28 protein-coding genes are annotated in these 26,196 nt (G+C 39.3%); 23 read left to right on the forward strand and 5 right to left on the reverse strand.

The window, feature by feature from the left end:
- Positions 1–4 precede the first annotated feature (4 nt).
- Positions 5–616, reverse strand: a complete 612-nt coding sequence (locus tag DH10bf12_RS12460) for a trimeric intracellular cation channel family protein (RefSeq protein ID WP_471735595.1) — start codon at positions 614–616, stop codon at positions 5–7.
- 129 nt (positions 617–745) lie between these two features.
- On the opposite strand from DH10bf12_RS12460, the gene hflX reads away from it, so the two are divergent.
- From hflX to DH10bf12_RS12485, 5 genes are all read left to right on the forward strand, one after another.
- Entirely contained in the window at positions 746–1,972 is a 1,227-nt protein-coding gene (hflX, locus tag DH10bf12_RS12465) for a GTPase HflX (RefSeq protein ID WP_471735596.1), read from the forward strand.
- Between the two features lie 18 nt (positions 1,973–1,990).
- A complete protein-coding gene (locus DH10bf12_RS12470; protein ID WP_471738235.1) occupies positions 1,991–3,235 on the forward strand; it encodes a methionine gamma-lyase family protein in 1,245 nt (414 codons plus the stop codon).
- 234 nt (positions 3,236–3,469) lie between these two features.
- Entirely contained in the window at positions 3,470–3,856 is a 387-nt protein-coding gene (locus DH10bf12_RS12475) for a MerR family transcriptional regulator (protein ID WP_471735597.1), read from the forward strand.
- Between the two features lie 30 nt (positions 3,857–3,886).
- Positions 3,887–5,221, forward strand: a complete 1,335-nt coding sequence (gene glnA / locus DH10bf12_RS12480; protein WP_471735598.1) for a type I glutamate--ammonia ligase — start codon at positions 3,887–3,889, stop codon at positions 5,219–5,221.
- Between the two features lie 97 nt (positions 5,222–5,318).
- Positions 5,319–6,200 (forward strand): alpha/beta fold hydrolase, encoded by an 882-nt coding sequence (locus tag DH10bf12_RS12485; RefSeq protein WP_471735599.1) that lies wholly within the window; start codon positions 5,319–5,321, stop codon positions 6,198–6,200.
- A gap of 63 nt (positions 6,201–6,263) precedes the next feature.
- Here the strand turns inward: DH10bf12_RS12485 and lexA are convergent, their stop codons facing one another.
- Entirely contained in the window at positions 6,264–6,884 is a 621-nt protein-coding gene (lexA, locus tag DH10bf12_RS12490) for a transcriptional repressor LexA (RefSeq protein ID WP_404409336.1), read from the reverse strand.
- Between the two features lie 158 nt (positions 6,885–7,042).
- On the opposite strand from lexA, the gene yneA reads away from it, so the two are divergent.
- From yneA to DH10bf12_RS12515, 5 genes are all read left to right on the forward strand, one after another.
- Complete coding sequence (gene yneA, locus DH10bf12_RS12495; RefSeq protein ID WP_471735600.1) at positions 7,043–7,375, forward strand: cell division suppressor protein YneA; 333 nt, start codon at positions 7,043–7,045, stop codon at positions 7,373–7,375.
- Positions 7,376–7,387: 12 nt separating this feature from the next.
- Complete coding sequence (locus DH10bf12_RS12500) at positions 7,388–8,035, forward strand: YneB family resolvase-like protein (RefSeq protein ID WP_471735601.1); 648 nt, start codon at positions 7,388–7,390, stop codon at positions 8,033–8,035.
- A gap of 73 nt (positions 8,036–8,108) precedes the next feature.
- Entirely contained in the window at positions 8,109–8,342 is a 234-nt protein-coding gene (locus DH10bf12_RS12505; protein WP_471735602.1) for a DUF896 domain-containing protein, read from the forward strand.
- 121 nt (positions 8,343–8,463) lie between these two features.
- On the forward strand, positions 8,464–10,470 hold the full coding sequence (gene tkt / locus DH10bf12_RS12510) for a transketolase (RefSeq protein WP_471735604.1): 2,007 nt from the start codon (positions 8,464–8,466) through the stop codon (positions 10,468–10,470).
- Between the two features lie 177 nt (positions 10,471–10,647).
- Positions 10,648–10,869, forward strand: coding sequence for a YneF family protein (locus DH10bf12_RS12515; protein ID WP_039809078.1), 222 nt, complete (start codon positions 10,648–10,650; stop codon positions 10,867–10,869).
- Between the two features lie 122 nt (positions 10,870–10,991).
- Here DH10bf12_RS12515 and DH10bf12_RS12520 read toward each other — a convergent pair whose 3' ends face one another.
- Positions 10,992–11,183 carry a Spo0E family sporulation regulatory protein-aspartic acid phosphatase gene (locus tag DH10bf12_RS12520; protein WP_471735605.1) on the reverse strand — a complete coding sequence of 64 codons (192 nt, stop codon included), beginning with the start codon at positions 11,181–11,183 and terminating at the stop codon, positions 10,992–10,994.
- A 260-nt stretch (positions 11,184–11,443) separates the two neighbouring features.
- Here DH10bf12_RS12520 and DH10bf12_RS12525 point away from each other — a divergent pair, with 260 nt between their 5' ends.
- From DH10bf12_RS12525 to DH10bf12_RS12535, 3 genes are all read left to right on the forward strand, one after another.
- Positions 11,444–12,151, forward strand: coding sequence for a cytochrome c biogenesis protein CcdA (locus DH10bf12_RS12525; RefSeq protein ID WP_471735606.1), 708 nt, complete (start codon positions 11,444–11,446; stop codon positions 12,149–12,151).
- 171 nt (positions 12,152–12,322) lie between these two features.
- The gene (locus tag DH10bf12_RS12530) at positions 12,323–12,685 is read left to right on the forward strand and encodes a response regulator (RefSeq protein WP_471735607.1); all 363 of its coding nucleotides are present in this window, start codon (positions 12,323–12,325) and stop codon (positions 12,683–12,685) included.
- A gap of 86 nt (positions 12,686–12,771) precedes the next feature.
- Entirely contained in the window at positions 12,772–13,254 is a 483-nt protein-coding gene (locus DH10bf12_RS12535) for a CcdC family protein (protein ID WP_471735608.1), read from the forward strand.
- A gap of 39 nt (positions 13,255–13,293) precedes the next feature.
- Here DH10bf12_RS12535 and DH10bf12_RS12540 read toward each other — a convergent pair whose 3' ends face one another.
- Positions 13,294–13,725 carry a DUF2621 domain-containing protein gene (locus tag DH10bf12_RS12540; protein ID WP_404409351.1) on the reverse strand — a complete coding sequence of 144 codons (432 nt, stop codon included), beginning with the start codon at positions 13,723–13,725 and terminating at the stop codon, positions 13,294–13,296.
- 123 nt (positions 13,726–13,848) lie between these two features.
- Positions 13,849–13,998 (reverse strand): hypothetical protein, encoded by a 150-nt coding sequence (locus DH10bf12_RS12545; protein WP_471735609.1) that lies wholly within the window; start codon positions 13,996–13,998, stop codon positions 13,849–13,851.
- A gap of 170 nt (positions 13,999–14,168) precedes the next feature.
- On the opposite strand from DH10bf12_RS12545, the gene DH10bf12_RS12550 reads away from it, so the two are divergent.
- From DH10bf12_RS12550 to DH10bf12_RS12595, 10 genes are all read left to right on the forward strand, one after another.
- Positions 14,169–15,305 carry an exonuclease SbcCD subunit D gene (locus DH10bf12_RS12550; RefSeq protein WP_471735610.1) on the forward strand — a complete coding sequence of 379 codons (1,137 nt, stop codon included), beginning with the start codon at positions 14,169–14,171 and terminating at the stop codon, positions 15,303–15,305.
- Positions 15,302–18,412 (forward strand): AAA family ATPase, encoded by a 3,111-nt coding sequence (locus tag DH10bf12_RS12555; protein WP_471735611.1) that lies wholly within the window; start codon positions 15,302–15,304, stop codon positions 18,410–18,412. Before DH10bf12_RS12550 ends, DH10bf12_RS12555 begins: the two co-directional genes overlap by 4 nt.
- A gap of 102 nt (positions 18,413–18,514) precedes the next feature.
- Positions 18,515–19,093, forward strand: a complete 579-nt coding sequence (locus DH10bf12_RS12560; RefSeq protein WP_471735612.1) for an SCO family protein — start codon at positions 18,515–18,517, stop codon at positions 19,091–19,093.
- A gap of 14 nt (positions 19,094–19,107) precedes the next feature.
- Positions 19,108–20,541, forward strand: a complete 1,434-nt coding sequence (locus DH10bf12_RS12565) for a phospholipase D family protein (RefSeq protein WP_471735613.1) — start codon at positions 19,108–19,110, stop codon at positions 20,539–20,541.
- Positions 20,542–20,556: 15 nt separating this feature from the next.
- Positions 20,557–20,973, forward strand: coding sequence for a hypothetical protein (locus DH10bf12_RS12570; RefSeq protein WP_471735614.1), 417 nt, complete (start codon positions 20,557–20,559; stop codon positions 20,971–20,973).
- 217 nt (positions 20,974–21,190) lie between these two features.
- Entirely contained in the window at positions 21,191–22,747 is a 1,557-nt protein-coding gene (locus DH10bf12_RS12575) for a glycine betaine uptake BCCT transporter (protein WP_471735615.1), read from the forward strand.
- Between the two features lie 162 nt (positions 22,748–22,909).
- Positions 22,910–23,374, forward strand: coding sequence for a MarR family winged helix-turn-helix transcriptional regulator (locus DH10bf12_RS12580; RefSeq protein WP_471735616.1), 465 nt, complete (start codon positions 22,910–22,912; stop codon positions 23,372–23,374).
- 74 nt (positions 23,375–23,448) lie between these two features.
- Positions 23,449–24,084 carry a lytic transglycosylase domain-containing protein gene (locus DH10bf12_RS12585; RefSeq protein ID WP_471735617.1) on the forward strand — a complete coding sequence of 212 codons (636 nt, stop codon included), beginning with the start codon at positions 23,449–23,451 and terminating at the stop codon, positions 24,082–24,084.
- A 12-nt stretch (positions 24,085–24,096) separates the two neighbouring features.
- Positions 24,097–24,735, forward strand: a complete 639-nt coding sequence (locus DH10bf12_RS12590) for a thermonuclease family protein (protein ID WP_471735618.1) — start codon at positions 24,097–24,099, stop codon at positions 24,733–24,735.
- Positions 24,736–24,747: 12 nt separating this feature from the next.
- The gene (locus tag DH10bf12_RS12595; protein WP_471735619.1) at positions 24,748–26,196 is read left to right on the forward strand and encodes an amidase; all 1,449 of its coding nucleotides are present in this window, start codon (positions 24,748–24,750) and stop codon (positions 26,194–26,196) included.

A 26,196-nucleotide genomic window follows, 5' to 3' on the forward strand; every position in this document is an offset into this window, starting at 1 on the left:
CTGCTTAAGAGTGTGCTGTATGAATTGATTTAAAAGGTAATCTCCATTTATAAATATATGATAAAATACGAAGCGCTGTTGTTATGATGAATAAAAGGTATAGCTGCCAAGGCTCAGATGCGATGCCCAGTCCGACCGCAAAACCTGCTAAAATAGCCCACGCAGCATAAATTTCAGATCTAAGTACGAGCGGCTTTCTGCCTGCGAGCAAATCACGGATTATACCGCCGCCACTTCCTGTCAGCACTGCTGCGACAATGACTGCGCTTAAGGGGTGATTCATTTCTACGGCATAAATCGCACCCTGGATAGCAAAAGCTGCAAGACCCATTGCATCGAAAATGTTACCCCACCGTTTCCAGTGTTTCAGTAAATTATGCGGAAACAGAAATACCGCAGTGATTGACAGAAGTGCAACCTGAAAAAACATGCCCTGTTCCCATAAAGCCGAGACAGGCACGCCGATTAACAAATTTCTGATTGCACCGCCGCCGAAGGCTGTGACAATTCCGAGTATATAAACGCCTAAAATGTCGTATTCTTCTTCCATTGCGATAATCGCGCCGGATATTGCAAAAGCGATGGTGCCAATCATACTTAATACTTCCCAGGTCAACGATTATCCTCCTGCCTTCCGCTTGAATTGAACCAAAGTTGATTGTATCATGAATCGAACGCAATTCAATCTTAAGAATCCATATTTTTATCAATGTACTGATAACGGGATAAAGGGGTGTGTTTTTGAATGAAAATGGAAAGAGCAATTTTAGTCGGGGTTAATACTGACAGAACAGATCAGGACTTTAGTGAATCAATGAATGAATTACATGCTTTAACCGAAACAGCGGGTGCTGAACCGGTGCTGGACTTAGTTCAAAACATGGAAAAAGTTCATCCTGCAACTTATATTGGTAAAGGAAAACTGGAGGAACTTACAAATGCCTCAGAAGAATATGAACCGGAACTGATTATTTTTAATAGTGAATTATCTCCGAGTCAAAACAGAAATTTATCTGAGGTACTTGATGCAAGAGTTATCGACAGAACACAGCTGATTCTTGATATCTTCGCGCAGAGGGCGCGGTCTAAAGAGGGTAAGCTGCAGGTGCAGCTCGCCCAGCTTGAATATATGCTGCCTAGACTTGGTGGACAGGGTGTTGAACTGTCAAGGCTCGGAGGGGGAATCGGTACAAGAGGTCCTGGGGAAACAAAGTTGGAAACTGATCGTAGACATATTAGAAGAGAGATTAGGGAGATCAAAAAGAAGCTTGATCAGGTTGTCAGACACCGTTCGATTTATAGAGATAGAAGAAAGCAGAATCAGGCATTTCAAATTGCGTTGATCGGTTATACTAACGCTGGGAAATCCACGATTTTTAACTTACTGACTCATGCAGATTCAGTTGAAGAAAATCAACTTTTCGCTACACTCGATCCTCTTTCAAGAAAATGTATACTGCCCAGTGGCTTCGAAACGATTATGACAGACACTGTGGGGTTTATTAAGGACCTGCCGACATCGTTGATCGCCTCATTCAGGTCTACGCTTGAAGAAGTAAAAGAAGCTGATTTTCTGCTGCACGTTGTAGATGCGTCTCATCCTAATCACGCGGGTCATGAAAAAACTGTAAAAAAGCTTCTAAATGAACTTGAAATGGACCAGATTCCAAGGATGACCGTATATAATAAAGAAGACCTGCTCAGCAGCGATTTTGTAGCTGACCGGAGCGACCCTTTCGTACTAATAAGTGCGGCAAAAAAAGAAAGTAAAAAAGTACTGACTGAAATTGAAAAAGAGGCTAAACAAATACTAAAGCCATATACAATGACGATTTCTTCAGATGATGGAAAAGTTTTAGCACAGCTGAAGAAAGAAAGTATGCTGTTAAAATTATCATTTGTTGAAGAAGAAGAACATTACCTTGCTGAAGGTTATATCAGTAAAGATCACCCGTTAGCAAGTAAAATATAGTTCAGGAGCGTTTACATGATTGGTCAATATTACACAGAAGAAATATTTGCATTAAGTAATAAAATTGAAGAAAAAATTGCCTGGCGCCATAAAGAAATCGAAAAAATTGCTGAATTTAATCAACTGAAGGTGCTTCAGGCTTTTAAGAATAAGAAAATAAGTGACAGTCATTTTCACCCTAGCACAGGTTATGGATATGATGATCATGGTCGTGACGCGCTAGAAGCTGTCTATGCTGACACTTTTAAAGCTGATGCAGCACTAGTAAGGCCACAGATTATTTCAGGGACCCACGCAATTAATATTGCACTGTTTGGTATTTTAAGACCCGGAGACGAACTGCATTATATTACCGGGAAACCTTATGATACGTTAGAAGAGATTATCGGTCTGAGAGGGTCTGATAACGGTTCTTTAAAAGACTTCGGTATTCATTATCAGCAGACAGATCTGAAAAATGGGAAGATTGATATTGAAAGCGTACTTTCAAATATGAAAGAAAATACTAAAGTAATTGGTATTCAGCGCTCAAAAGGATATGCGATGAGGCCATCCTGTACAATTGATGACATTAAAAATGCAGTACAGTCAATTAAAGAATATTTTCCGGATGTCATTGTATTTGTGGACAATTGCTATGGGGAATTTGTGGAATCAGAGGAGCCGATTGAAGCTGGAGCTGATTTAATTGCCGGTTCATTAATAAAAAATCCTGGTGGAGGTCTTGCGAAAACAGGTGGCTATCTTGCCGGAAAACAGCAACTGATTGATCTTTGTGCGTACCGTATGACATCTCCGGGGATTGGTGCAGAAGCAGGCGCTAGTCTGAATGCGTTACAGGAAATGTATCAGGGCTTTTTCCTTGCTCCTCATGTAGTCAGTCAGGCGCTAAAGGGAGCGGTATACACATCTGCCCTGTTAGAAGAATCAGGGATGATTACTACACCCGCCTGGGACGAGTTTAGAACGGACCTTATCCAAGCTGTTGAATTTCAGGACAGAGAAAAAATGATCGCTTTCTGTCAGGGAGTTCAGGAGTTTTCGCCTGTAAATGCTCACTTTACTCCTTATCCTGATTACATGCCGGGCTATGAGGATGATGTGATTATGGCAGCAGGAACTTTTGTTCAGGGATCGAGTATAGAATTATCAGCCGATGGACCCCTCAGACCTCCTTATGCAGCGTATATTCAGGGCGGGCTTACTTATGAGCATATTAAATTAGCGATAAGTGCTGCGCTGCAAAAAATGAAATCCATATAATTTATGCTTACAAATATACGGTAGAAAAAGCTGAGGCAGAAAATTGTCTCAGCTTTTTTGAATGAAAGTTGAATAAAAATTATTTATTTTTAACATTTATGCATAAATCCCATGAAATAAGGGAACAAAAAAATAGTCAGGTAAATATCATGTAATAAAACCTAACATGCAGTTGACAGAAAATTTAACATGTTATATAGTTAGATTGTCGACAGGCAAGAAAGGGGTTATATGATGGGCAGTGATATTAGACGGAGCATGCCGCTTTTTCCTATTGGGACAGTCATGCAGCTGGCCGATTTAACCGCCCGTCAGATTCGCTACTATGAAGAGCATGGATTAGTAACTCCGGCAAGAACGGAAGGGAACCGCCGTCTCTTTTCATTGAACGATATTGATAAACTGCTTGAAATCAAGGATTTACTAGAGCAGGGAGTCAATATGGCTGGAATTAAGCGGATCCTGGGGGATGGCACAGAAGCCGAATCAGATCGACCTGCTAAAAAGCCGGACTTATCAGAGAGTGATTTAAGAAAACTGTTAAAACAGGAAATGATGGGTAATGGCAAGTACAGCAAAAACAGTTTGAGAGCGGGAGATCTTTCAAGATTCTTTCGTTAAAAAATTACATAAAAACAGGAGGAATTACAAATGAGTACGTATTCAAGAGAAGACATTATGAAAATGGCTAAGGAGCAAAACGTAAACTTTATCAGACTTCAATTTACTGATATCCTTGGTACAATCAAAAACGTTGAGATTCCTGTAAGTCAATTAGAGAAAGCATTAGATAATAAAATGATGTTTGATGGTTCATCAATCGAAGGTTTTGTTCGTATTGAAGAGTCAGATATGTATTTATTCCCGGATCTTGATACTTGGGTAGTATTCCCATGGACAGCTGGAGACGGTAAAGTAGCACGCTTGATCTGTGATATTTATAATCCGGATGGAACACCGTTCGATGGTGATCCGCGTAATAACTTAAAGCGTGTATTAACTGAAATGGAAGAGCTTGGATTTACTGATTTTAACCTTGGGCCAGAGCCGGAGTTCTTTCTGTTCAAGCTTGATGTTAATGGAGAGCCAACACTTGAGTTAAATGACAAAGGCGGATATTTTGACCTTGCTCCTACCGACCTTGGGGAAAACTGCCGACGTGATATTGTAATTGAACTTGAAAAAATGGGCTTTGAAATTGAAGCGTCTCACCACGAAGTAGCACCTGGTCAGCATGAAATTGATTTTAAGTATGCTGATGCAGTATCTGCTTGTGATGATATCCAGACGTTTAAACTTGTTGTTAAAACGATTGCAAGAAAACACGGATTACATGCAACCTTTATGCCTAAACCATTATTTGGTGTTAACGGCTCAGGAATGCACTTCAACATGTCTTTATTTACAGAAGGCAAAAACTCATTCTTTGATGAAAATGCTGATAAGCAGCTGAGTGAAACAATGAAGCAGTTCATGGCTGGTATTCTTAAGCACGCTTCAGGGTTTACAGCAGTTACGAACCCTACTGTTAACTCATACAAGCGCCTTGTGCCAGGTTATGAAGCACCTTGTTATATCGCATGGTCTGCAAGAAATCGTAGTCCGTTAGTGAGAATTCCTGCTTCCCGCGGAATGAGTACACGTGTCGAAGTACGTTCAGTTGACCCTTCTGCTAACCCGTATCTTGCTATGGCAGTTATGCTTAAAGCAGGTCTTGATGGGATCAAAAACGGTCTGACTCCACCTGAATCTATTGACAGAAACATTTATGTAATGGATAAAGAAGAGCGTGAAGCAGCAGGTATTAAAGATCTGCCTGGTACACTATTTGCAGCACTTGAAGAGCTTAAGAAGGATCAGGTCATTATCGATGGACTTGGCGACCATATCTTTGAGCACTTCGTTGAAGCAAAAGAAATCGAATGGGATATGTTCCGCACACAGGTTCACCCATGGGAGAGAGAACAGTATTTAGAAATGTATTAATCATTCAGAAACCGGAAGCTGTTCAGCTTCCGGTTTTTTTATGTATAAGGACACTTTTTAAAAAAAATGGGTATATCAAATAGAGGGGGGGATTTTCATGGCAGACACATATAGAGGTTTTAAATCAAAAGAAGGATATAAGAAATATTCGAACGCACAAGATAAAGTAATGGAATTATGGGATATCCCTTATGAAGAAAACACTATTGACACCTCATTTGGAGATGTATCAGTCTTAACTTGTGGTGACCAGGATAAAGAACCGATTATATTTTTTCATGCTTTTGGTTTTAGTTCAGCTGAATGGTATGCAGTAGCCAACAACCTTATAGGCGATTACAGATTATATTTTGTTAATGTACTCGGAGAATTTAATCATAGCAACACGAAAGAACATCTAAATGAACGTGAAGATTACAGTACATGGATTACTGAGCTGTTTGATGCCTTAAATCTTGCAAGTGTTACAATCGTAGGGCATTCAAACGGCGGGTGGCATGCACTGAATTATGCCATTCTAAAACCTGATCGTGTTAAATCACTGATTGTTTTGTCGCCTGCTGCTTCAATCAAAAGAATGAACTTATCTTTCTATTCAAGACTTATGCTGACTAATCTGATTCCCCGGGAGTCAGTGATTGTTAATCATTTTTGCAGGTGGCTGACTGTGAGAAGGCGAGACGAACATGAAAAGCTTTTTAAGCTTTACTATATTGGTCAAAAATATGTCAGCTGGGAATATGTCATGACACCGCCGAAAATGTTTAAAAAAGAAGAACTTGCATCGCTGATGATGCCAGTAAATATTGCAGTCGGCCGCGAAGAAGTGATATATGATCCTTTTAAACTGCTGGAAAAAGCAGAGGATAAGATCAGAACCTGTAAAACTCATATGTTTGAAAGCGGCGGGCATATGCTACCTATAGAATGTCCAGAGGAAGTTGCAATTTATATAAAGAAAGTGTTATCAAACCGGTAATATATCTGGGGAAAATTAAAAAAGCTGAACGCTTTGACGATTATGTCAAAGCGTTCAGCTTTTTTAATGAACCTGTCTGTATACCCCTACAACTTTTCCGAGTATGGATACATTATTAAGAATAATTGGTGCCATAGAGGAATTTTCCGGCTGTAGTCTGACAAAGTCTTTTTCTTTAAAGAAACGTTTAACAGTTGCTTCATCTTCATCAGTCATTGCAACAACAATATCACCATTGTTAGCAGTGTTTTGTTGTTTAACAATTACAAGATCCCCGTCTAAAATTCCTGCTTCAATCATAGAATCTCCCATGATCTCCAACATGAACACGGCGTCATCTGAAGATGCAAGCCTTTCAGGAAGAGGAAAATATTCTTCTACATTTTCAATTGCAGTAATAGGTGAGCCTGCTGTTACTTTACCAACGAGTGGTACATTGACTACGCGTTGAGTTGGAATTTTTTCCTCTTCTAGAGAAATAACTTCAATTGCTCTTGGTTTTGTAGGATCTCTTCTGATTAATCCTTTACTCTCAAGTCTTGCAAGATGTCCGTGCACCGTAGAGCTTGAAGCTAAACCAACAGCAAGTCCGATTTCACGGACGGAAGGCGGATAACCTTTATCCTGAACTTCACGTTTTATAAAGTTTAATATATCAAGCTGGCGTTTTGATAATTTCTTCATATTGCAGCACCTCTTTTCAGTTAAAAACTTTTCTAAATTATAGCATATGGTTTTTAAAAATACAAACATAAGTTCGATTTTTATGTTGACCAAAACAAATGTTCGTATTATACTCGAATTAACAAAAGCGAACACATATTCGATGGAGGCGATCAATAATGACTGCATTGTGGAGAAAATATTCATTTGTTATTCTATTCGTGGTGACTGCACTTTTTTTCAGCTTATTTCTTGTTTTTACTAATACAGCTAATAGTGATGCAACGTATGCAGAAATTACAGTGCAAAAAGGGGACACGCTTTGGGCGTATGCTGAAGAATACGCCAGCCATACTTCTATGACGCCTGAGGGGTTTATAGAATGGGTAACCGAACATAACGGGCTGTCCTCACATCTGATCGTGGCAGGAGAACAGCTGGAGCTCCCTGTACCCGAGGAGGCGTTTAAATTCAGTGATGACGCGATTCACCTGGCATCTGATCGGAAATAAGGAGTGATCGTGTTGAAAGTAATTATTTACTGCAGAGTCAGTACTGAAAAAGAAACTCAGGAAACTTCACTTTCCCGGCAGGAAGATGAATTGAAAATTCTTGCTGATAAAATGAACTATCAGGTCGTTTCGATTATCAGTAAAAAAGAAAGTGGATATGACCTGGATCGTGAAGGTGTTTTTGAACTGCTTGATCATGTACGTTTATATGAAGCAGAAGGTCTTTTGATTCAGGATGAAACCCGGATAGGACGCGGAAATGCAAAGATCGCATTGTTACACACGCTCCAAAAAGAAGGAATAAAGATATATACAATCGCTCATGATGGTGAATTGCAGCTGTCTGAATCAGATTCAATGATCCTGCAGATTGTCAGTATGGTTGAGGAGCATCAGAGAAAACTTCATAACCTGAAGATAAAAAGAGGGATGAAGCGGGCAGTTGAAAAGGGGTTCAAACCTCACAAGAATCTGAAAAATCGCGGGAATAAAGAAGGAAGAGAAAAGATAGAAATCCCTGTAGATGAAATTGTAAGACTGCGCGGTAACGGTCTAACATTCCAGGAGATTTCATCTGTTTTACGCGGGCTGGGTCATCCGGTTTCCAAAGCGACTGTTCATAGAAGGTATACTGAATATATGGATTCAGAAGCGAAGTAAACATATTACTTGTCAAACTTTCCCCTTTCTTTTAACATACATAGAAGCTTACCTGAAAGAAAGGGTGAAAGACATGTTATCTAATGAGAAAATTAAAAGAATTAATGAACTGTCAAAAAAATCAAAAGAAGATACGCTAACAAAGATTGAAGCTGAGGAACAAAGGGCTTTGAGACAGGAATATTTACAGGCATTCAGAGGTTCAATGAAACAGACCATTGAAAATGTGACTGTTGTTGACCCGGAAGGTAAAGATGTAACGCCACAAAAGCTCAAGGATGCAAAAAGCAGGAATAAAATGAACTAATTATCTCCCTATATAGCCCACGGATCTAGAGAATTATGATTAAAAGAAGAGATGTTTGTACATCTCTTCTTTTTTTTTGTACAATAAGACGTATCACGTGAGTTTAGAGAGGATGTAGATGATGTTTAACAAGACAGACGACTTAGCAATTAACACAATCAGAACTTTATCAATTGATGCAATTGATAAAGCGAACTCCGGTCATCCGGGACTGCCAATGGGGGCTGCTCCATTTGCATATACCCTATGGACTCAATTTATGAATCACAACCCGAAAAATCCAGACTGGTTTGACCGTGATCGTTTTGTACTTTCAGCAGGACACGGCTCTATGCTTCTTTACAGCCTGCTGCATCTTTCCGGATATGATTTATCACTTGATGAAATTAAGAACTTCAGACAATGGGGATCTAAAACGCCAGGTCACCCTGAATACAAACATACGAAAGGCGTAGAGGCAACTACTGGACCGCTTGGACAGGGAATTGGTATGGCTGTAGGAATGGCAATGGCTGAAAAGCATTTAAGTGCCAAGTACAACCGTGAAAACCATAATGTAGTTGACCATTATACTTATACATTATGTGGTGATGGTGACCTGATGGAAGGTGTTTCTTCTGAAGCGGCTTCTCTTGCAGGACATCTTCAGCTTGATAAATTGATCGTTCTTTATGATTCAAACGATATCTCCCTTGACGGCGATCTTGACCGCTCGTTTTCGGAGAGTGTTAAAAAGAGATTTGAATCATATAACTGGCAGTATATCCGCGTAGAAGATGGTAATGATGTAGCTGAAGTTGCAGATGCAATTAAAGAAGCCAAAGCTGATACAAGCCGTCCTACGATGATTGAAATTAAAACTGTGATCGGTTTCGGTTCACCTAACAGAGCTGGTACTTCAAAAGCACACGGTGCTCCACTAGGTACAGACGAAGCGACACTTGCTAAAGAAGCTTACCAATGGGAAGCAGAAGAGGCATTTTATGTGCCAGATGAAGTCTATAAGCGTTTTGAAGAGCTTGTTGTTCAAAATGGCAGTGAGAAAGAGAAAGATTGGAATGAAAAGTTTCAAAGCTACAAATCTGCTTATCCTGAATTAGCGCAGGAGCTTGAAGATGCGATTAACGGAAAACTGGCTGACAATTGGGATCAGGATCTTCCTGTATATGAGGAAGGTAAATCACTTGCAAGCCGTGCATCTTCAGGAGAGGTATTAAATGCGATCTCTAAAACTGTGCCAACATTGTTCGGAGGTTCAGCAGACCTTGCTGGATCTAATAACACGATGATGAAAGATGAAGCTGACTTTACTCCGGAAACGCCAGATGGCAGAAATATCTGGTTTGGTGTACGCGAATTCGCAATGGGCACTGCTTTAAACGGTATGGCGCTTCATGGGGGACTACGTGTGTATGGTGGTACATTCTTCGTGTTTAGTGACTATGTCAGACCTGCCATCAGATTATCTGCATTAATGGGTGTACCGGTTACTTATGTGTTTACGCACGATAGTATTGCAGTCGGTGAAGATGGTCCGACACACGAGCCTGTTGAGCAATTACCATCACTTAGAGCAATGCCTGGATTGTCAGTAGTCCGACCAGCTGATGGCAATGAAGTTGCTGCTGCATGGAAGCTGTCAATGGAAGCAACGGATCACCCTACAACGCTTGTATTAACACGTCAGGGTCTTCCGACGTTGCCTGGTACTGCTAAGAGCGCTTATGAAGGTGTTAAAAAAGGTGCATATGTAGTTTCTCCATCCGGCAAGGATGAAGCAGATGTTCTTCTGCTGGCAAGTGGATCTGAAGTGGGTCTTGCTTATGAAGCTCAACAATCACTTCGTGAGAAAAATATTGATGCTGCAGTGGTTTCTATGCCATCCTGGGACCGTTTCGAAAAGCAGTCAGCTGATTATAAGCAGTCTGTTCTGCCGAAAAACGTGAAAAAGCGTTTTGCACTAGAGATGGCTTCACCGCTTGGCTGGGAACGTTATACTGGTGACGAAGGAGACGTACTAGGTATCGATACATTTGGTGCTTCGGCTCCAGGTGGAAAAGTACTGGAAGAGTACGGATTTTCAGTTGAAAACGTTGTAAGAAGAGTGGAAGCTCTGTTACAATCTTAAACAGGTTTTTAAAGCCGGTGAGCATGAAAACTGCTCACCGGCTTTATTTGTGAAAAGTACCTTTAGCTGTTAAAATAAATTTAATATAACTACTCGAATTCTGTAATAAATGATTGTATAATGCGCAGTGTTCTTGTACACTTTTATATGAAAGTAACAAATAGGAGGCAATATGAAATGGAATTATGGCTTGCAATTGTATTAATTGTTGTTGCTTTGCTGGCCGGAGTCGCACTTGGATTCTTCATCGCGCGTAAATATATGATGACTTATCTTAAAAAGAACCCGCCAATCAATGAGCAAATGCTTCGCATGATGATGATGCAGATGGGTATGAAACCGTCGCAGAAAAAAATCAATCAGATGATGAGTGCTATGAATAAGCAACAGGGTAAATAATAAATTAACAGGTACTTCTATCCAATAGAGGTACCTTTTATTATGATCCAAACAAAACCTGCGACATCATTTAGCAGCATCCAAAGGAAATAAAAGAGACCTCCGGCTGACGGAAGTCTCTTTTATTTTGTCTGCACTTCTAGCGCAGCGGGACTGTAAGTGTGTGTTTTCTCAAATTCATTAAGCAAATCGTCAAGCTCCTGTGAGTAACGGACAGCTGAAGGGGATGATAATCCTTCTTGTGCAGCAGTACGTATTAATACCTGACGCTTGTTTTCAATTGCTTCAAGTAGCTTCTTTTGTTGATCCCCCATTCAAAGTCTACCCTTTCATCAGGATCCTCTGTAGCAGGAACCTATACATTATTTGTCATTCAATTAACTTAGGATCTAGTATACAGAAAAAAGGGGAAATTGAAAAGAAATTAATCCCTAATTCCATTATTTTTACAAGCTGATTTGTGACAAAACTATAACGTCTTTAAAATAGTTTTGTACATATTATATTCGGGACAATGAGAACTGGCAGTATATTTGCTAAAATGAAGCTAGCGAATATGGATCGGAGTGTTTTTATGGAGGATTTAAATATCTTATGGGCGTTTGGGGCAGGATTTTTAAGCTTTATATCGCCCTGTGTGTTACCGCTTTATCCGGCATTTTTATCATACATTACTGGAATGTCAGTTGACGATTTGTCTAAGGGTAAAGGGATGAGACAGAAATCCAGTCTTCTGCATACATTATTCTTCCTGCTTGGGTTTCTGCTTGTTTTTATAGGTTTGGCTTTTACTTCAACATGGATCTCTGATGTGTTTATTCAATACCAGGACTCCATCAGACAGGTCGGTGCAATTTTAATTGTGGTGTTCGGTTTGGTCATTATTGGCGTATTTTCTCCGGAGTTTTTGATGAAAGAAAGAAGGCTGAGTTTTAAATCCCGTCCTTCAGGCTACTTCGGCTCACTTTTAATCGGTTTAGCTTTTGCAGCCGGCTGGACACCATGTATGGGCCCGATCTTAGGTGCAGTTTTCACACTGTCAGCATCCAATCCGGGATCAGGCTTCCCATATATGATGTCATACTTCTTTGGCTTTGCGCTACCGTTTTTTATTCTTTCATTTTTCTTAGGTAAGACCAGCTGGATCAAAAAGAAAAGTGTAGCAATCATGAAAACAGGTGGATGGGTTATGATTGGAATGGGGATTATCTTATTTTTTGACGGTCTGACCTGGATTATTGAGCTGATGCTGCCGATTTTTGGAGATTTTACTGGTTTTTGATCGTGCTATAAGAACAACAGTAAAGACTGAGGCTCATGTCTCAGTCTTTTGTTTTGCCTAAAAATGAAAATTCATTAAGCAAATAAAGTTTTAAGAAATGAAAAGGACTATTGAAGGTATTTCCATTTAGTTGTATAGTTAATATTAACTATATATGTAAGGGTGATTTTAATGACAAAAGTTCTTGTTGTTGACGACGCTAAGTTTATGAGAATGACGTTAAAAAATGTATTGGAAAGCTCTTCATTTCAGGTAATTGGCGAGGCTGAAAACGGCGAAGAAGCGTTGGAAAAGTACAAATCCCTTAACCCGGATCTTGTAACAATGGATATCACAATGCCAGTGTTGGATGGCATATCAGCAGCTAAAGAAATTTTAAGAGAAGACCCTAAGGCAAATATTATCATGTGTTCAGCAATGGGACAGCAAAAAATGGTGATTGAAGCGATTGAAGCAGGGGCGAAGGATTTTATCGTTAAGCCTTTTGACGGTACCCGCGTAGTCGAATCATTGAATAGGGTGATCAATAAATAATGTTCATAGCGCCTTTTACAAACTGAGAAATCTCTATTATACTTAATTGAGGTTTTACATACGTAAGAAATTAAGGATGGGTGCTAATGCTTGTTTATCTTTCAACAATTGCCGCTGTCATCATGGGAACGGCAGTATTTATAATCAGGTTAAAGGCTGCTAAGAAGCCTGTAACAGCAAAGAAAATCTTTTTGCCTCCGGTCTTTATGAGTACCGGCGCTTTAATGTTTATTTTTCCATACTTCCGGGTCACGCCTTTAGAGGCACTCGAAGCGCTTGTTGTGGGGGCTTTATTTTCCATTGTTCTCATAAAAACTTCTAAGTTTGAGCAAAAGCATGATGGTATTTATCTAAAAACCTCTAAAGCATTTCCATTTATCCTGATTGGTCTGCTTGTAATCAGAATTATCATGAAGCTGGCATTAAGTACGACAATTGAACTCGGTACGTTAAGCGGAATGTTCTGGATTTTAGCTTTTGGTATGATCGTACCTTGGAGAAGTGCAATGTTAATACAATATAAAAAGATAGAAAAAGGGACTCACCCTCAGCCGGCTCAAATGGCCTAAGTGAACATAAAAAAACATCACAATCATTGTGATGTTTTTTTATAAGGCAAATAGATCTTCATATTCAGTGATGTCTATATTCAGTTCATTTAATTTTTTTCTTAAAAACTTATGATCCCTTTTTGGAGTCGCTACAATATAACCTCTTACAATCAAATCCAGCGTTATTTTATCAGCTTTTTCTTTCACTGCAAGCTTGCCTATATTGCCTGCGATTTTTTGCTTGGCGACATCACGGAATAATTCCGGGACAGGGCTGACAAGCTCATTTAAGAGGGCTTTTTCTTCGGTACCCCATAAATGAATTGTCTGATTAACATAATGTTCTTCCCAATCCAAGTCTGATTTTCCATCTTCTTTAGGCATTCTTTTAAGAAATTTCCTGAACATAAAGAATCCGCCGATGCCAAACAAAGAGACAAGTACTACGACCCAGAAAAGTATAAACCATAAAAACCAGCCTTCAAGCACATTCGTCACTCCGTTCACTTAATCTATGATTATTATAAAGGAGTTTATAGATGGCTTCAAGAACTGGTTCAAAAAGACATGTATGAAGTTTGTCATCTGTGTGAATAAGGAAGGTGGCAGGAATCATTTTACCTGTCGATAGCCAAGAGAGAGTAGCTGGTGTAGGTTTTCACGGCGGACTTCATAAATATTTTCGTTGTCAGCAGTAACGCGGATATAGTCTTCTGATTCCAAATCATGATGTTCAACGTATTCTGATTCGATTTTTCTCATACTGGTCCCTCCTTTCGGTTGTATATACAATAATATCTGAAAATTCGAATTAATAAATCAGTCAAAAGTATGAATTTTTATACGTTTTTGGTATTGCATAAACAGGACATGCTTTACAAACGCGTGTTCTGATATAATTTAACCAATATGCTTTAAAGGGGAATAAAATGATGAAATTTTTACATACAGCGGATTGGCACCTTGGTAAGCTTGTCCATGGTGTTTATATGACAGAAGATCAAGCTGATATACTTAATCAATTTATAAAGTTGGCGGAACAGGAAGAGCCTGATGCGATTATCATTGCTGGTGATCTATATGACCGGTCAGTACCGCCTGCTGAAGCCGTTAATCTATTAAATGAAACTTTATACAAATTGAATGTTGAAATGAAAATTCCGATTGTGGCAATTTCGGGGAATCATGATAGTGCAGATCGTATCGCCTTTGGCTCAGCCTGGTATAAGCATTCAAACCTTCATGTTACTGGAAAGTGGCACCCGGAATTAACAGGAGTTGAAATTAAAGGCGTCAGATTTCATTCTGTACCTTATGCTGAACCCTCCGTCATTAAAGAAATCTTTCAGGATGATTCAATTACGAACCACCACGATGCAATGAGACGGATCGTGTCATCAATCTCAACAAAAAGTGATTTTGGTCAAAAACCTGAAGTAATTGTTGGCCATTCGTTTGTAACCGGAGGAACAACGACTGACTCTGAACGTACACTTACTGTTGGTGGAGCAGGAACCGTTGGAAAAGAGTTATTTGATCCATTTACCTATACTGCTCTTGGGCATTTGCATAGTCCGCATGCAATAAAAGATGAAAAAGTTCATTATTCAGGGTCACTGTTAAAGTATTCATTTTCAGAAGCAAATCATAAGAAAATGGTGAAATGTGTAACGATTGAAAATAACAGCGCGTCAGTAAAAGAGATTCTGCTGAAGCCAAAAAAAGACCTGGTGATTTTACGCGGATCTATGGATCAATTGATGGATCAGAACTTTTATGAGAATAAAGAAGATTATATTAAAGCAGTGCTTACTGACGAGGGCGCACTGATCGACCCGATTAACAGACTTAGATCTATCTATCCAAATGTACTTCACCTTGAAAGAGAAACGTCAGAACGGGATAAAAAAATGGAACGTCAAGTGCGTAAGAAATATGAAAACCTCTCAGATACTCAACTTTTTAAAAGATTTTTTGAGTACGTAACTGAAGCTGAATGGACAGAAGAAATTGAGAGAGAAATAGAGAATAATATGAATGTCAGCCTTAAAGGAAGTGATCAGTCATGAGACCAAAAAAATTAATTATGCATGCGTTCGGTCCTTATGCCAAAACCGAGGCAATTGACTTTGAAGAACTCGGCTCAAGAACGATGTTCGTTATTTCAGGTAAAACAGGTGCAGGAAAAACAACAATTTTTGATGCGATCTCATTTGCTCTATACGGAAAAACAAGTGGTGAAGAGCGGTCTGGCCAGGATTTAAGGAGTGACTTTGCAGAAGAAGCTAATCTGACAAGCGTTGATTTTACTTTCTCCTTAAAAAATAAAACTTTTCGTATTTTCCGGTCGCCGATCCAGACACGAAAAAAAACCAGAGGAGAAGGGTTTACAACTGTCAGTGCCAAGGCTGAGATCTATGAACAAATTGATGGTGAAGACAAACTGCTCGGTGCAACGTTGAGTGAATCTGATGACCAGATAAATAAGCTGCTGCAACTGGATTTTCATCAATTTAAACAAATTCTGATGATACCTCAGGGAGAATTTAGACAGCTGCTTACATCTGACAGTACTGATAAAGAAAAAATTCTCCAAAAATTATTTCACACTGAATCATACCGGTACTTCCAGGAATATTTAAAGGGAAGATCCAAAGTATTAAAAGATGAAGCGACAGGGTACCTCAAAGATCGGGAAAGATACTATCAGGCAATTGACCCTCTTGATCATCATGAATTAACAGAAGCGCTGAGTCAGGATCTGAAAAATGAACAACAAATACTATCACTAGCTAAAAACTTAGTAGCAACTCAGAGTGAGAAATTCAATAAACTAAAGAAATATATTATTAACCAAAAAGAAAGTTATAAAGAGATTTTAAAGAAAATAGAAAATGCCCGCTATATAGAACAGGCTTTTAACGAATTGCACAAAACGAATGAGGATTTAACCAACTTAAAAAAGAAACAGCAGGAGATATTTTTCCTGAAAGATCAATTACAAATTTCAAAAGAAGCTGAAGTGATCTGGCCTTTATATCAAGAGGTGCAAACAAAGGAAAAAGAAAGTGATAAAAGAAAAGACTATAAAGCCGGTACTGAACGTCAATTAGCAGCAGCCCATCAACTATATGATCAGTCAAAGCAGGAACTGGAAGAACTCAAAAAACAAAAAGAAGAGGTCAGGTCAGACGAAAATAAACATAACGAATTAAATGGACTAAGAGAAAAGCTAGAAAAATACTTAAAGAAGTCTGAACAATTGAATCATTACGCTGAGTCAGGAAAATTAGAGAAAAATAAACTGGATCTCCTGAAAGAGCAGCTTAGTGAAAATGAAAAAATAAAAGCCAACCTATCTGCTGCCATTCAAAATAGATATGATCAGCAGACAAGATCTGCAGACTTAAAAGTTGAGTTAAATCAGCTGAATGATTTTATAAAATTATTTAAAGAAATTGAACAGAAAAACGCTATTAAACAACAATTGACAGCTGAATTAAATGAAAATAAGAAAAATCTTGATGAAATCAGTCAACTTCTAACAAAAGAGCAGTCTCTTTTAGAGCATGCATTAAAAGAACAGTCGGTTCAGCAGGCTTTTGACTTATCCCGTGAGTTAAAAGAGGGAGAAGCTTGTCCTGTGTGCGGGTCAACTCATCATCCCAGCCCGGCGTTACGAGAAGGTAAAAATATCGAAACTGAAGGCTTCAAACGAAATATTCAATCATATCAATCAGAGATAATAAGAACTGAATCAGCAATAGAGTACGTTAGTCAAAGAATAGAAGAAATAACCGGTGAAATAAAAAATCTGGATCATACCAAAAAGACATCAGTCTACTATAAAGAAATGAGCAGCCTGAATGACTATGAGACTGTTTTAAAGAAATTGCAGCAGGAAAACCAATTGCTAATGAATCAATTAAAAACAAACAACCCTGCACTTGAAATGAAGCAAAATGACCAGCGGATCAATGAACTGAATCAGCAAATCAAAGAGCTTGAACACATTGTTCAGCAAAAACGTGATGAATACATCTCGATTCGCAGTTTAGTTAATCAGTTGGCAGAAGAGATTCCTGAGAGTTATATGAATAAAGATGACCTGCTTCATGAAATAAAAAATCTTGAGAAAAAAATTCAAGATCACCATCAGCTATTTGAACAGGTCGAAGCCAGATTTCTGCACACCGACAAAGAAGTCAACCGTTTATCAGACAGGTTAAAACAGGCTGATAAAGAAGTAAAAAATACGGAAAATTCGCTGGAGGATGCTAGGACCAGTTTCCAGGAAAATTTAGCAAACTCTCCTTTTGAAGATACAGATAAATTGGCTCAGGCAAAGCTAAATGAGGCAGAAAGAACAGAATTAGAACAGAAAATTTCATCATACGAAAAAAAAATATACGCTTTAAAAGAATATGCCGATAAGCTGGAAAAAGATTTAAAACATTTATCTAAACCTGATATCAAAAAATTAGAGGAAGAGCAAGAATTTGCTGAATCAGAGTTATTGCAGTCAGAAGAGCAACATTCAGTGCTCGCAGCTTATATTAAACATCACGAACAGATTCTTAGAAGTCTGGATGAAAATATTGCTGCTTCAGATGAAGTTGAAAAGCGGTATCTGCTAACAGGTCATCTGTCAGAAATTGCTAATGGGCAAAACGAGTTGAAACTTACGTTTGAAAGATTTGTTTTGGCTTATTATCTTGAGGATATATTACTTGTGGCAAATGACAGACTGCTTAAAATGACTTCCGGCAGATATGAGCTGCATAGAAAAGAAGATCGTTCAAAAGGGAATAAGCAGGGTGGGCTGGAGTTATTGGTAATGGATCATTATACAGGACAGCAGCGGCATGTAAAAACGCTCTCTGGTGGAGAAGCCTTTAAGGCATCTCTTGCACTGGCTTTAGGGCTTGCTGATGTCGTTCAATCTTATGCAGGCGGTGTATCTCTCGAGACAATGTTTATTGATGAAGGGTTTGGAACACTGGATCCTGAATCGCTGGATCAGGCAATCGAGTCTTTAATGGATATTCAATCCAGCGGCAGACTCGTGGGCGTGATTTCACATGTGCCTGAATTAAAAGAACGTATTGATGCAAGGCTTGAAGTTTTCTCAACCAAGGGTGGCAGCTCAACTAGATTTATATTTGAAACGCTTTAAGTGTAACAATTTCTTCAACATAACAGCTCTCACTATGTTGTAGAGGTTTCCCCATTTATGTACGATTAGTTGCAGATACGTAACCAGATGAAGGAGCTTTTTATGAACAAAAAATTTATGACTGCGGGATTAACCTCAGTAATACTGATGTCTGCATGCTCGGGCGGATTTGAAGGTAATATGGAAAGAGATTTAAAAGCTTTTAATTTTATTAATCAACTCAGTGAGCAGGTGTCGAGTGAAGATTTGCAGGGTACTCCGGTTGTGGCCAACTTTATTTTTACAAACTGTGATACAGTCTGTCCACCGATGACGTATAATATGACTGGATTACAGAAAGCCATAGAAGGTGAAGGGGTAGAAAATTATCATATGGTTTCATTCAGTGTCGATCCTGAGAAAGATACCCCTGAGGCATTACAGGAATTCATGGCGCGATATGACTTAAATGAAGATAAATGGGATTTCTTAACAGGTTATGAGTTTGATGGAATCAGTTCACTAGCTCTTGAATCTTTTCAAGGTCTTGTTGTAGATGACCCGGATTCAAACCAGATGAGTCACCCTACAAGTATTTATCTGATTAGTCCGGAAGGCACCGTAGTCAAAAGCTATGATGGATATGAGTCAGTGCCGGAAGATGAAATTATTGCTGACCTGAAAGCACTTGGAGACAGCTGATTCGGAGGAAAAAAGTGAAAAAGAAGTGGTATAAGAAAAAAAGATGGTATTTACTGGCGTTTGCATTCATTTACATTTGCATGATGATTTATCATCAATATAAACCACTTCCTGAGGGAATTGCATACAGAAGTGAAATAAGAAAAGCTGAAAATGTGACATTTTATCGTGATCTGACAACTACTGCTGATGGTGAAAGAACACTCGATCATCAGATTTTTTCCAGAGTGTATGAAATGATTGAAGAAGCAGAAGATTTTATTGTAATTGATATGTTCATGATGGATGGCAGAGTCAGTGAAAACAAAGGATACCCGGATCTGAGTGGAGAATTAATGGACCGCCTGATCCGGAAGAAACAAATGCACAATGATCTGCCGATTATTTTTATTACCGACCCTTTTAACACCGGCTACGGATCATATGATGGAGCATGGCTTGAGCCAATGAAAGACGCAGGTATTGATGTTGTGATGACGAATCTTGAACCATTGAGGGACCCGACACCGCTTTATTCTTCAGCATGGCGAATGGGACCTATGTATTTAGGTCAAAGCGGGACCGGATGGATAATGAATCCATTTGTTGATGGAGGACCCAAAATGACTGTCAGGTCATATCTTGCTTTAGCGAATGTAAAAGCGAACCATCGTAAAGCAGTGATTACTGAGCAGAATGCTATGGTACTGTCAGCAAATGCACATAATGAATCAGGCTTTCACAATAATGTAGCTTATGAAGTGTCGGGGTCTATTATTGGCGACATGTTAAAGGCTGAAGAGGCTGTTGCTAAAATGTCCGGATATCAAGAAGATTTTCCAGTTTTTGATTCTGAGAATATAGCTTCTGAAAATGGTTTAAATGTCACTTATACGACAGAAGGAGAAACCTTGTCACAGGTACTGAACGCCATTGATGAAGCGGAATCCGGAGATGAGATTTGGCTGGCAATGTTTTATCTTTCTGAACCAAATATTGTAGATGCTTTGACTGATGCAGCAAATAAAGGTGTAAATGTATCAATGATTCTTGATCCGAATGAAACAGCATTCGGTAATAAAAAGACAGGTTTACCAAACAGGCCGGTTATCAATGAGATAAATGAAAATACAGAAGAGTCTATCAACGTACGCTGGTACAATGTTAATATAGAGCAATATCACCCTAAAATGATGTTTGTTAAAACATCTGATAAGGGGATCATTGTTTCAGGCTCTGCAAATTTTACAATGAGAAATATGAAAAATTATAACCTCGAAAACAATTTAACGATTACTGGCCCTCACTCTGAAGAAGTAATGATTGATACAGAGGAGTATTTTAACCAGTTGTGGAATAATGAGGGAGCTGAGTATACAGTACCTCTTGAAAATTTTCAGGATACACTTTCTTTTTGGCAACGAGGTATTTACTGGATTCAAAAAACGTTAAAGCTGACTACTTATTAATTAAGGAGGACCCGTTTGAATCATAAGCAATGGACTTTATTAATTATTATGTCAACGATGCTGATTTTAAGTGCTGTAACAATCATCATGCTTTTACTATCAGACACTAATATAACTGAATCTGAGCCGCCTCCAATCGAACAAAAAATAATGGAATTTGAAGACTCCGGGAATTCAGACCCTGAAGGTGGTTATTTACCTGAAAATAACCCTGAAGATCAAGGTAACAGGGAGAGCAGTACTCCTGCTGATTCAAGCGGTACAGTCAATGAATGGTTCGAACAAGAGCATGAGATTCAGGCTGAACAAGAAAAAAATTTAGATGATCATATTGATAAAGGCAGGACTCAGGAAAAAAGCGATGTGAATTCTGAAATACAAATGCCTGAGGATCCTGAGGAACCAGAAATACAATTTGAAGATCAAAATTAGATAATTTATCCTAAATTACCTATTCTTTATAAGTGTTTGTTTTTTTAACCGGTTATCCCTTGTAAGCCTCCATGACAGTATGATACGATCATGAACGTGTTTTTAATTTCAGGTTAAGGGTATAGAAATGTAGTCCCTAATGACCAGAAGGCTATTTTACCATTTTTTGTATAGTCAAGTAAGACGGACACAATAAATTTAATGGAAGGAGAGCAAAATGAAAAAAATATCAAGTGTTTTTTGGATTACATTAGCAATCGTACTTGCAGCAGTTATTTATTCGATCGCTGCACCAACCAGCTTTGAAGAAGGTACAGCAAGTCTTCAGGCATTCATTTCCTCTACTTTTGGCTGGTATTACTTAATTATTGTTACTGGCATGGTTATCTTTTGTGCTGTGCTCGCTATAACACCTATTGGACAAATCAGACTTGGAAAGCCTGATGAACGTCCGGAATATTCTACCAGCACATGGTTTGCAATGCTGTTTAGTGCCGGTATGGGTATCGGTCTTGTATTCTGGGGGGCAGCGGAGCCGATGCTTCACTTTGCAAGTAACCCACCGCTCGCTGAAGCAGGAAGTGATCAGGCTTTAAAAGATTCAATGCAATATACATTCTTTCACTGGGGGCTTCATGCCTGGGCGATTTACGCAGTAGTTGCACTTGCCCTCGCATACTTTAAATTCCGTAAAGACGAACCTGGACTAATCTCTGCAACGCTTATCCCGCTATTTGGAGAAAGAATGCGTGGGGGATGGGGTACTGTAGTTGATGTACTTGCAGTATTTGCAACTGTGGTTGGTGTTGCGACAACACTAGGTTTTGGCGCAATTCAGATCAATGGTGGTCTTTCTTACTTAACAGGGATTGGAATTAATTTTACAACTCAGGTGATTATTATCGCAGTTGTAACAGTATTGTTTTTACTTTCAGCTTGGACAGGAATCAGCAAAGGGATCAGATATTTATCAAATACAAATATGATACTTGCTGTTATTTTAATGGTTGTCATGCTTGTGATTGGACCTACAATGCTGATTCTGAATCTCTTTACAAATTCTCTGGGTGCTTATGCACAGAATTTACTTGAAATGAGCTTTAGAATTGCACCACTTGATGAAGGCAACCGTGACTGGATAAATGCCTGGACAATCTTTTACTGGGCATGGTGGATCTCTTGGTCACCATTCGTTGGTATCTTTATTGCCCGCGTTTCACGTGGACGAACAATCAGAGAATTTATGGCAGGCGTGCTTTTACTGCCGTCTTTAGTCAGCTTTTTCTGGTTTGCAGTATTCGGATCAAGTTCAATCAATGTACAGCAGGAAGGCAATGTTGATCTGACAAGCCTGCTTACAGAAGAAGTGCTTTTCGCTGTATTCAATGAATATCAGCTTGGTGCCATTTTATCTGTAATTGCCATTCTGCTGATCAGTACTTTCTTTATTACATCGGCCGACTCAGCAACATTTGTTTTGGGGATGCAGACAACATACGGCTCTTTAACACCTCCAAACACTGTCAAGCTTACTTGGGGTCTCGCACAGTCAACAGTAGCAGTGATTCTGCTATCTGCAAATGGTCTGCAGGCGTTACAAAACGCACTGATTGTCGCAGCGTTTCCATTCTCCTTTATCATGATACTAATGATGATTTCGACATATAAAGCACTTAACCAGGAGCGTAAAGATCTTGGATTGATGCTTATACCTAAAAAACGGACAGGCAAAGAAAAGTCTGAACAAGATAAGAACTGGACAAGTAAATATTAAAGGTTAGTTATTTCAATTAAATCACGCTGTATATCAGATCAATCTGATATACAGCGTGATTTTTTGTTGAAATTAGGCACATCTATAAACCAATTGTCTAAATACAGAGATGCATGGTAAAATAGTTAAGTTAACTTAACTTAACTAAAAAGGAGGAATTTGATGAGAACGCTCGATTCTTATGTCAGAGAGCTTCATGAAACATTTGATGAAACAAGCAGACTATTAACTGATGATCTACATACACTCAGTCAATTTAATTTGACCCCCCAGCAGGAGAGTTATCTGATGTTTTGCGTGAAGTTTGCACCCTTGACCGCAAAGGAGCTTGTAAAAGAGTTCCAGGTGTCAAAAAGCGCAATTAGTCAGGTCATCTCCAGGCTTGAAAAAGACCGTTTTATTGAAAGGGAGCAAAACCCGGAAAATAAAAGAGAAACGCTCATTTATCTGGGGCCAAAAGGGAGGATGTTTGCGAGAAGGATAAAAGATTTCAATGAAAAGGTAAGAGAAGAATACTACACACACCTTTCAATACAGGAAATCGAATCAGTTATCACTTCTTTAAAAAAATTAAATACAGTCATTCTGGACAAACAGACTGAAAGTCAAAAAGAGCAACAGCTCTAACTTCTGTTCACTTTACGTTTATTCCGTTACAATATAAAGGTAAGTGAATACGAGAGAAAAAAGAGGGGCATTTAGTGGCTAAAAAACAAAAGAGAAAGCTTAGAAAACGCGGGATAGCAGCATTATTGCTGACCTTTATCTCAGTGCTGACATTTTCCGCGCTATTTGTTGTATTTAGTGATGATGGTTTTAGAGGTAAGACGCTTGATGTGTTAGAGCAGAATGGGGCACCAGTGGAACTTGAAATTCCCGAAGAGTTCATATCTGTTTATAAAAGTGCAGCTGAAGAATATAATATAGACTGGCAATTGCTGGCAGCTCATCACCGTGTGGAAACACGATTTTCCACAATGGACACTCTTGTCTCACCGGTTGGAGCAGAAGGTCACATGCAGTTTATGCCTTGTACGTTTATAGGCTGGGCTCATCCAAGCTGTGAGGGTCTTGGTGAAGGTGATATACCTGAAGAGGAATTAAAGGATCCTTCAGCGATTGAAGAGTTTGGCGGTTATGGTATTGATGCCAATGATGATGGAATAGCAGATCCGTATGATATTGAAGATGCAGTATATAGTGCAGCGAACTATCTATCTCAAAACGGTGCAGCTGATGGAGATCTTGAGAGAGCAATCTTTCTTTATAACCGAAGTGATCAATATGTAGAAGATGTACTTGGATTTTATCATGACTATATTGAAAAACATCCGTAAAGCGGTGAATAAATGCTAAGAATAGTGATCTTGCTTATAACAATCATACTAACTGGCTGCAACGGCAGCGGATTAACTGGAGATGTAACTTATGTTGTTGATGGGGACACGCTGGACGTGAAACTGGACGACGGATCAGTAGAAAGAGTTCGTCTTCTTTTAATTGATACTCCAGAGACAAAGCATCCAACGATCGGAGTGGAACCATTTGGACCTGAAGCATCGGAATTCACTTTGCAGCTTGAAGGAGAAACTGTAGAGCTTGAGCTTGATGCAGCGGAAAGAGATCGATATGGCAGATTGCTTGCTTACGTCTGGCATGAGGGGGAGATGTTTAATGAAAAGCTCCTTGAAGAGGGTCTCGCGCGCGTTGCAGTATACCCGCCTAACACAAGATATGTAGATGAATTCAGAGAGATAGAAGATGAAGCAAAAACTAATGAAATCGGTATTTGGTCAAAAGAAAATTATCAAACTGCCGAGAAGAATAATGAGCCACTGGAAGGATGTACAATTAAAGGTAATATCAATTCAAGGGGAGATAAAATATATCATACAGAAGGCTCCTCTTTCTATGATCAAACAATCCCTGAAGAGTGGTTCTGTTCTGAAATAGAAGCTCAAGAGGCAGGGTTCAGAGCACCTAAATAGGAGGCATATCAAATGAATGCTGATGAATTTAAAAGGTTTGATGCTACCGGAATAGCTGGCTTAATTAAATCTAAGGATATCACTTCGAGAGAAGCTGTTGAAGCTTCATTGAACATCATTAACAGAGAAAACCCTCTCATAAATGCAGTGACTCACCTGAGAATAGAAAAAGCACTAAAGGAAGCAGAACATATAAATCCTGATGCGCCATTTGGTGGCGTACCTATTTTACTAAAGGATATGTCACAAAATGTGCAGGGTTCTCCAGCAACTGCGGGAGCCAGATTACTTAAAAATAATCTGGCAGAGAAAAACAGTTACTTTGTAGATAAACTGATAAAGGCAGGATTTATTGTACTTGGTCACACGAATGCACCGGAGTTCGGATTGAAAAATATTACTGAACCAAAGCTTCACGGTGCTTCAAAAAATCCGCTTAACTATAACCACTCACCGGGAGGATCAAGCGGCGGGGCAGCTTCTGCTATTGGAAGCGGGATGGTCCCTGCAGCAGGTGCAAGTGATGGAGGCGGGTCCATCCGGATCCCTGCATCATTTTCAGGATTAATTGGCTTGAAACCAACAAGAGGGCGGATGCCTGTTGGTCCTGGCACCGGCAGACAGTGGCAGGGAGCGGCCATCGATTTTTTCCTGACAAAGTCTTTACGTGATACAGCAGGCCTGCTGGATGCGATGCAGACTTATCAGGAAGAAGCAGCTTTTCATACCCCGTTATATACGGAAGAGTACAAGTCTTCTATAAATGAAAAGATGAATTTTAAAATTGCTTATTCAATCGATTCACCAGTTGGTACACCTGTAAGTAGCGGAGCACAGCAGGCAGTGTTAAACACCGTTGAAACACTAAGAGCATCAGGTTATATATGCGAAGAGGTAACCCCATCTATAGATGGTAAAGAACTAATGAGGCAGTATTACATGATGAATGGCGGAGAAATGGCAGCCTTGATACAACAATTAGAAAAATCTCTTAATAGAAAGCTGACAGTTAATGATGTTGAAATTGAAACATGGGCATTGTATCAGGCGGGGTTGAAATGTTCAGCCGGTGATTTCAGTAAAAGTCTGTCTGCATGGGATCAGGCGTCAGCGGTCATGCATGATTTTCACAGGGATTATGACTTGTATATCACACCTGCTGCTGCCCATACCGCACCTCTTATTGGGCAGTTGGACCATTCCGGTACAATGCAAAAGGCACTGGAGCAGATTGATACACTCTCAGCGTGTAAACAGCAGCAACTCATCTATGACATGTTTGAGCCCAGCTTAACGTTAACCCCTTACACACAGCTTGCGAATTTGACCGGTCAGCCTGCAATCAGCCTGCCTTTATTTACTGCTGAAAATCAAATGCCGATCGGCGTTCAAATTATGGCGCCAAAAGGAAAAGAACACTGGCTGTTAAGTATCAGCAATGTTTTATTGGATGCAAATTAA

The organism is Jeotgalibacillus sp. 10bf12 (assembly GCF_055597105.1).

What these genes read in the sequence shown, in the direction of transcription:
- hflX (WP_471735596.1), top strand. Translation starts at nt 746, where the DNA reads ATGAAAATGGAAAGAGCAATTTTAGTCGGGGTTAATACTGACAGAACA.
- DH10bf12_RS12475 (WP_471735597.1), top strand. Translation starts at nt 3,470, where the DNA reads ATGGGCAGTGATATTAGACGGAGCATGCCGCTTTTTCCTATTGGGACA.
- glnA (WP_471735598.1), top strand. Translation starts at nt 3,887, where the DNA reads ATGAGTACGTATTCAAGAGAAGACATTATGAAAATGGCTAAGGAGCAA.
- DH10bf12_RS12485 (WP_471735599.1), top strand. Translation starts at nt 5,319, where the DNA reads ATGGCAGACACATATAGAGGTTTTAAATCAAAAGAAGGATATAAGAAA.
- lexA (WP_404409336.1), bottom strand. Translation starts at nt 6,884, where the DNA reads ATGAAGAAATTATCAAAACGCCAGCTTGATATATTAAACTTTATAAAA.
- yneA (WP_471735600.1), top strand. Translation starts at nt 7,043, where the DNA reads ATGACTGCATTGTGGAGAAAATATTCATTTGTTATTCTATTCGTGGTG.
- DH10bf12_RS12505 (WP_471735602.1), top strand. Translation starts at nt 8,109, where the DNA reads ATGTTATCTAATGAGAAAATTAAAAGAATTAATGAACTGTCAAAAAAA.
- tkt (WP_471735604.1), top strand. Translation starts at nt 8,464, where the DNA reads ATGTTTAACAAGACAGACGACTTAGCAATTAACACAATCAGAACTTTA.
- DH10bf12_RS12515 (WP_039809078.1), top strand. Translation starts at nt 10,648, where the DNA reads ATGGAATTATGGCTTGCAATTGTATTAATTGTTGTTGCTTTGCTGGCC.
- DH10bf12_RS12520 (WP_471735605.1), bottom strand. Translation starts at nt 11,183, where the DNA reads ATGGGGGATCAACAAAAGAAGCTACTTGAAGCAATTGAAAACAAGCGT.
- DH10bf12_RS12525 (WP_471735606.1), top strand. Translation starts at nt 11,444, where the DNA reads ATGGAGGATTTAAATATCTTATGGGCGTTTGGGGCAGGATTTTTAAGC.
- DH10bf12_RS12530 (WP_471735607.1), top strand. Translation starts at nt 12,323, where the DNA reads ATGACAAAAGTTCTTGTTGTTGACGACGCTAAGTTTATGAGAATGACG.
- DH10bf12_RS12535 (WP_471735608.1), top strand. Translation starts at nt 12,772, where the DNA reads ATGCTTGTTTATCTTTCAACAATTGCCGCTGTCATCATGGGAACGGCA.
- DH10bf12_RS12545 (WP_471735609.1), bottom strand. Translation starts at nt 13,998, where the DNA reads ATGAGAAAAATCGAATCAGAATACGTTGAACATCATGATTTGGAATCA.
- DH10bf12_RS12550 (WP_471735610.1), top strand. Translation starts at nt 14,169, where the DNA reads ATGAAATTTTTACATACAGCGGATTGGCACCTTGGTAAGCTTGTCCAT.
- DH10bf12_RS12555 (WP_471735611.1), top strand. Translation starts at nt 15,302, where the DNA reads ATGAGACCAAAAAAATTAATTATGCATGCGTTCGGTCCTTATGCCAAA.
- DH10bf12_RS12560 (WP_471735612.1), top strand. Translation starts at nt 18,515, where the DNA reads ATGAACAAAAAATTTATGACTGCGGGATTAACCTCAGTAATACTGATG.
- DH10bf12_RS12575 (WP_471735615.1), top strand. Translation starts at nt 21,191, where the DNA reads ATGAAAAAAATATCAAGTGTTTTTTGGATTACATTAGCAATCGTACTT.
- DH10bf12_RS12580 (WP_471735616.1), top strand. Translation starts at nt 22,910, where the DNA reads ATGAGAACGCTCGATTCTTATGTCAGAGAGCTTCATGAAACATTTGAT.
- DH10bf12_RS12590 (WP_471735618.1), top strand. Translation starts at nt 24,097, where the DNA reads ATGCTAAGAATAGTGATCTTGCTTATAACAATCATACTAACTGGCTGC.
- DH10bf12_RS12595 (WP_471735619.1), top strand. Translation starts at nt 24,748, where the DNA reads ATGAATGCTGATGAATTTAAAAGGTTTGATGCTACCGGAATAGCTGGC.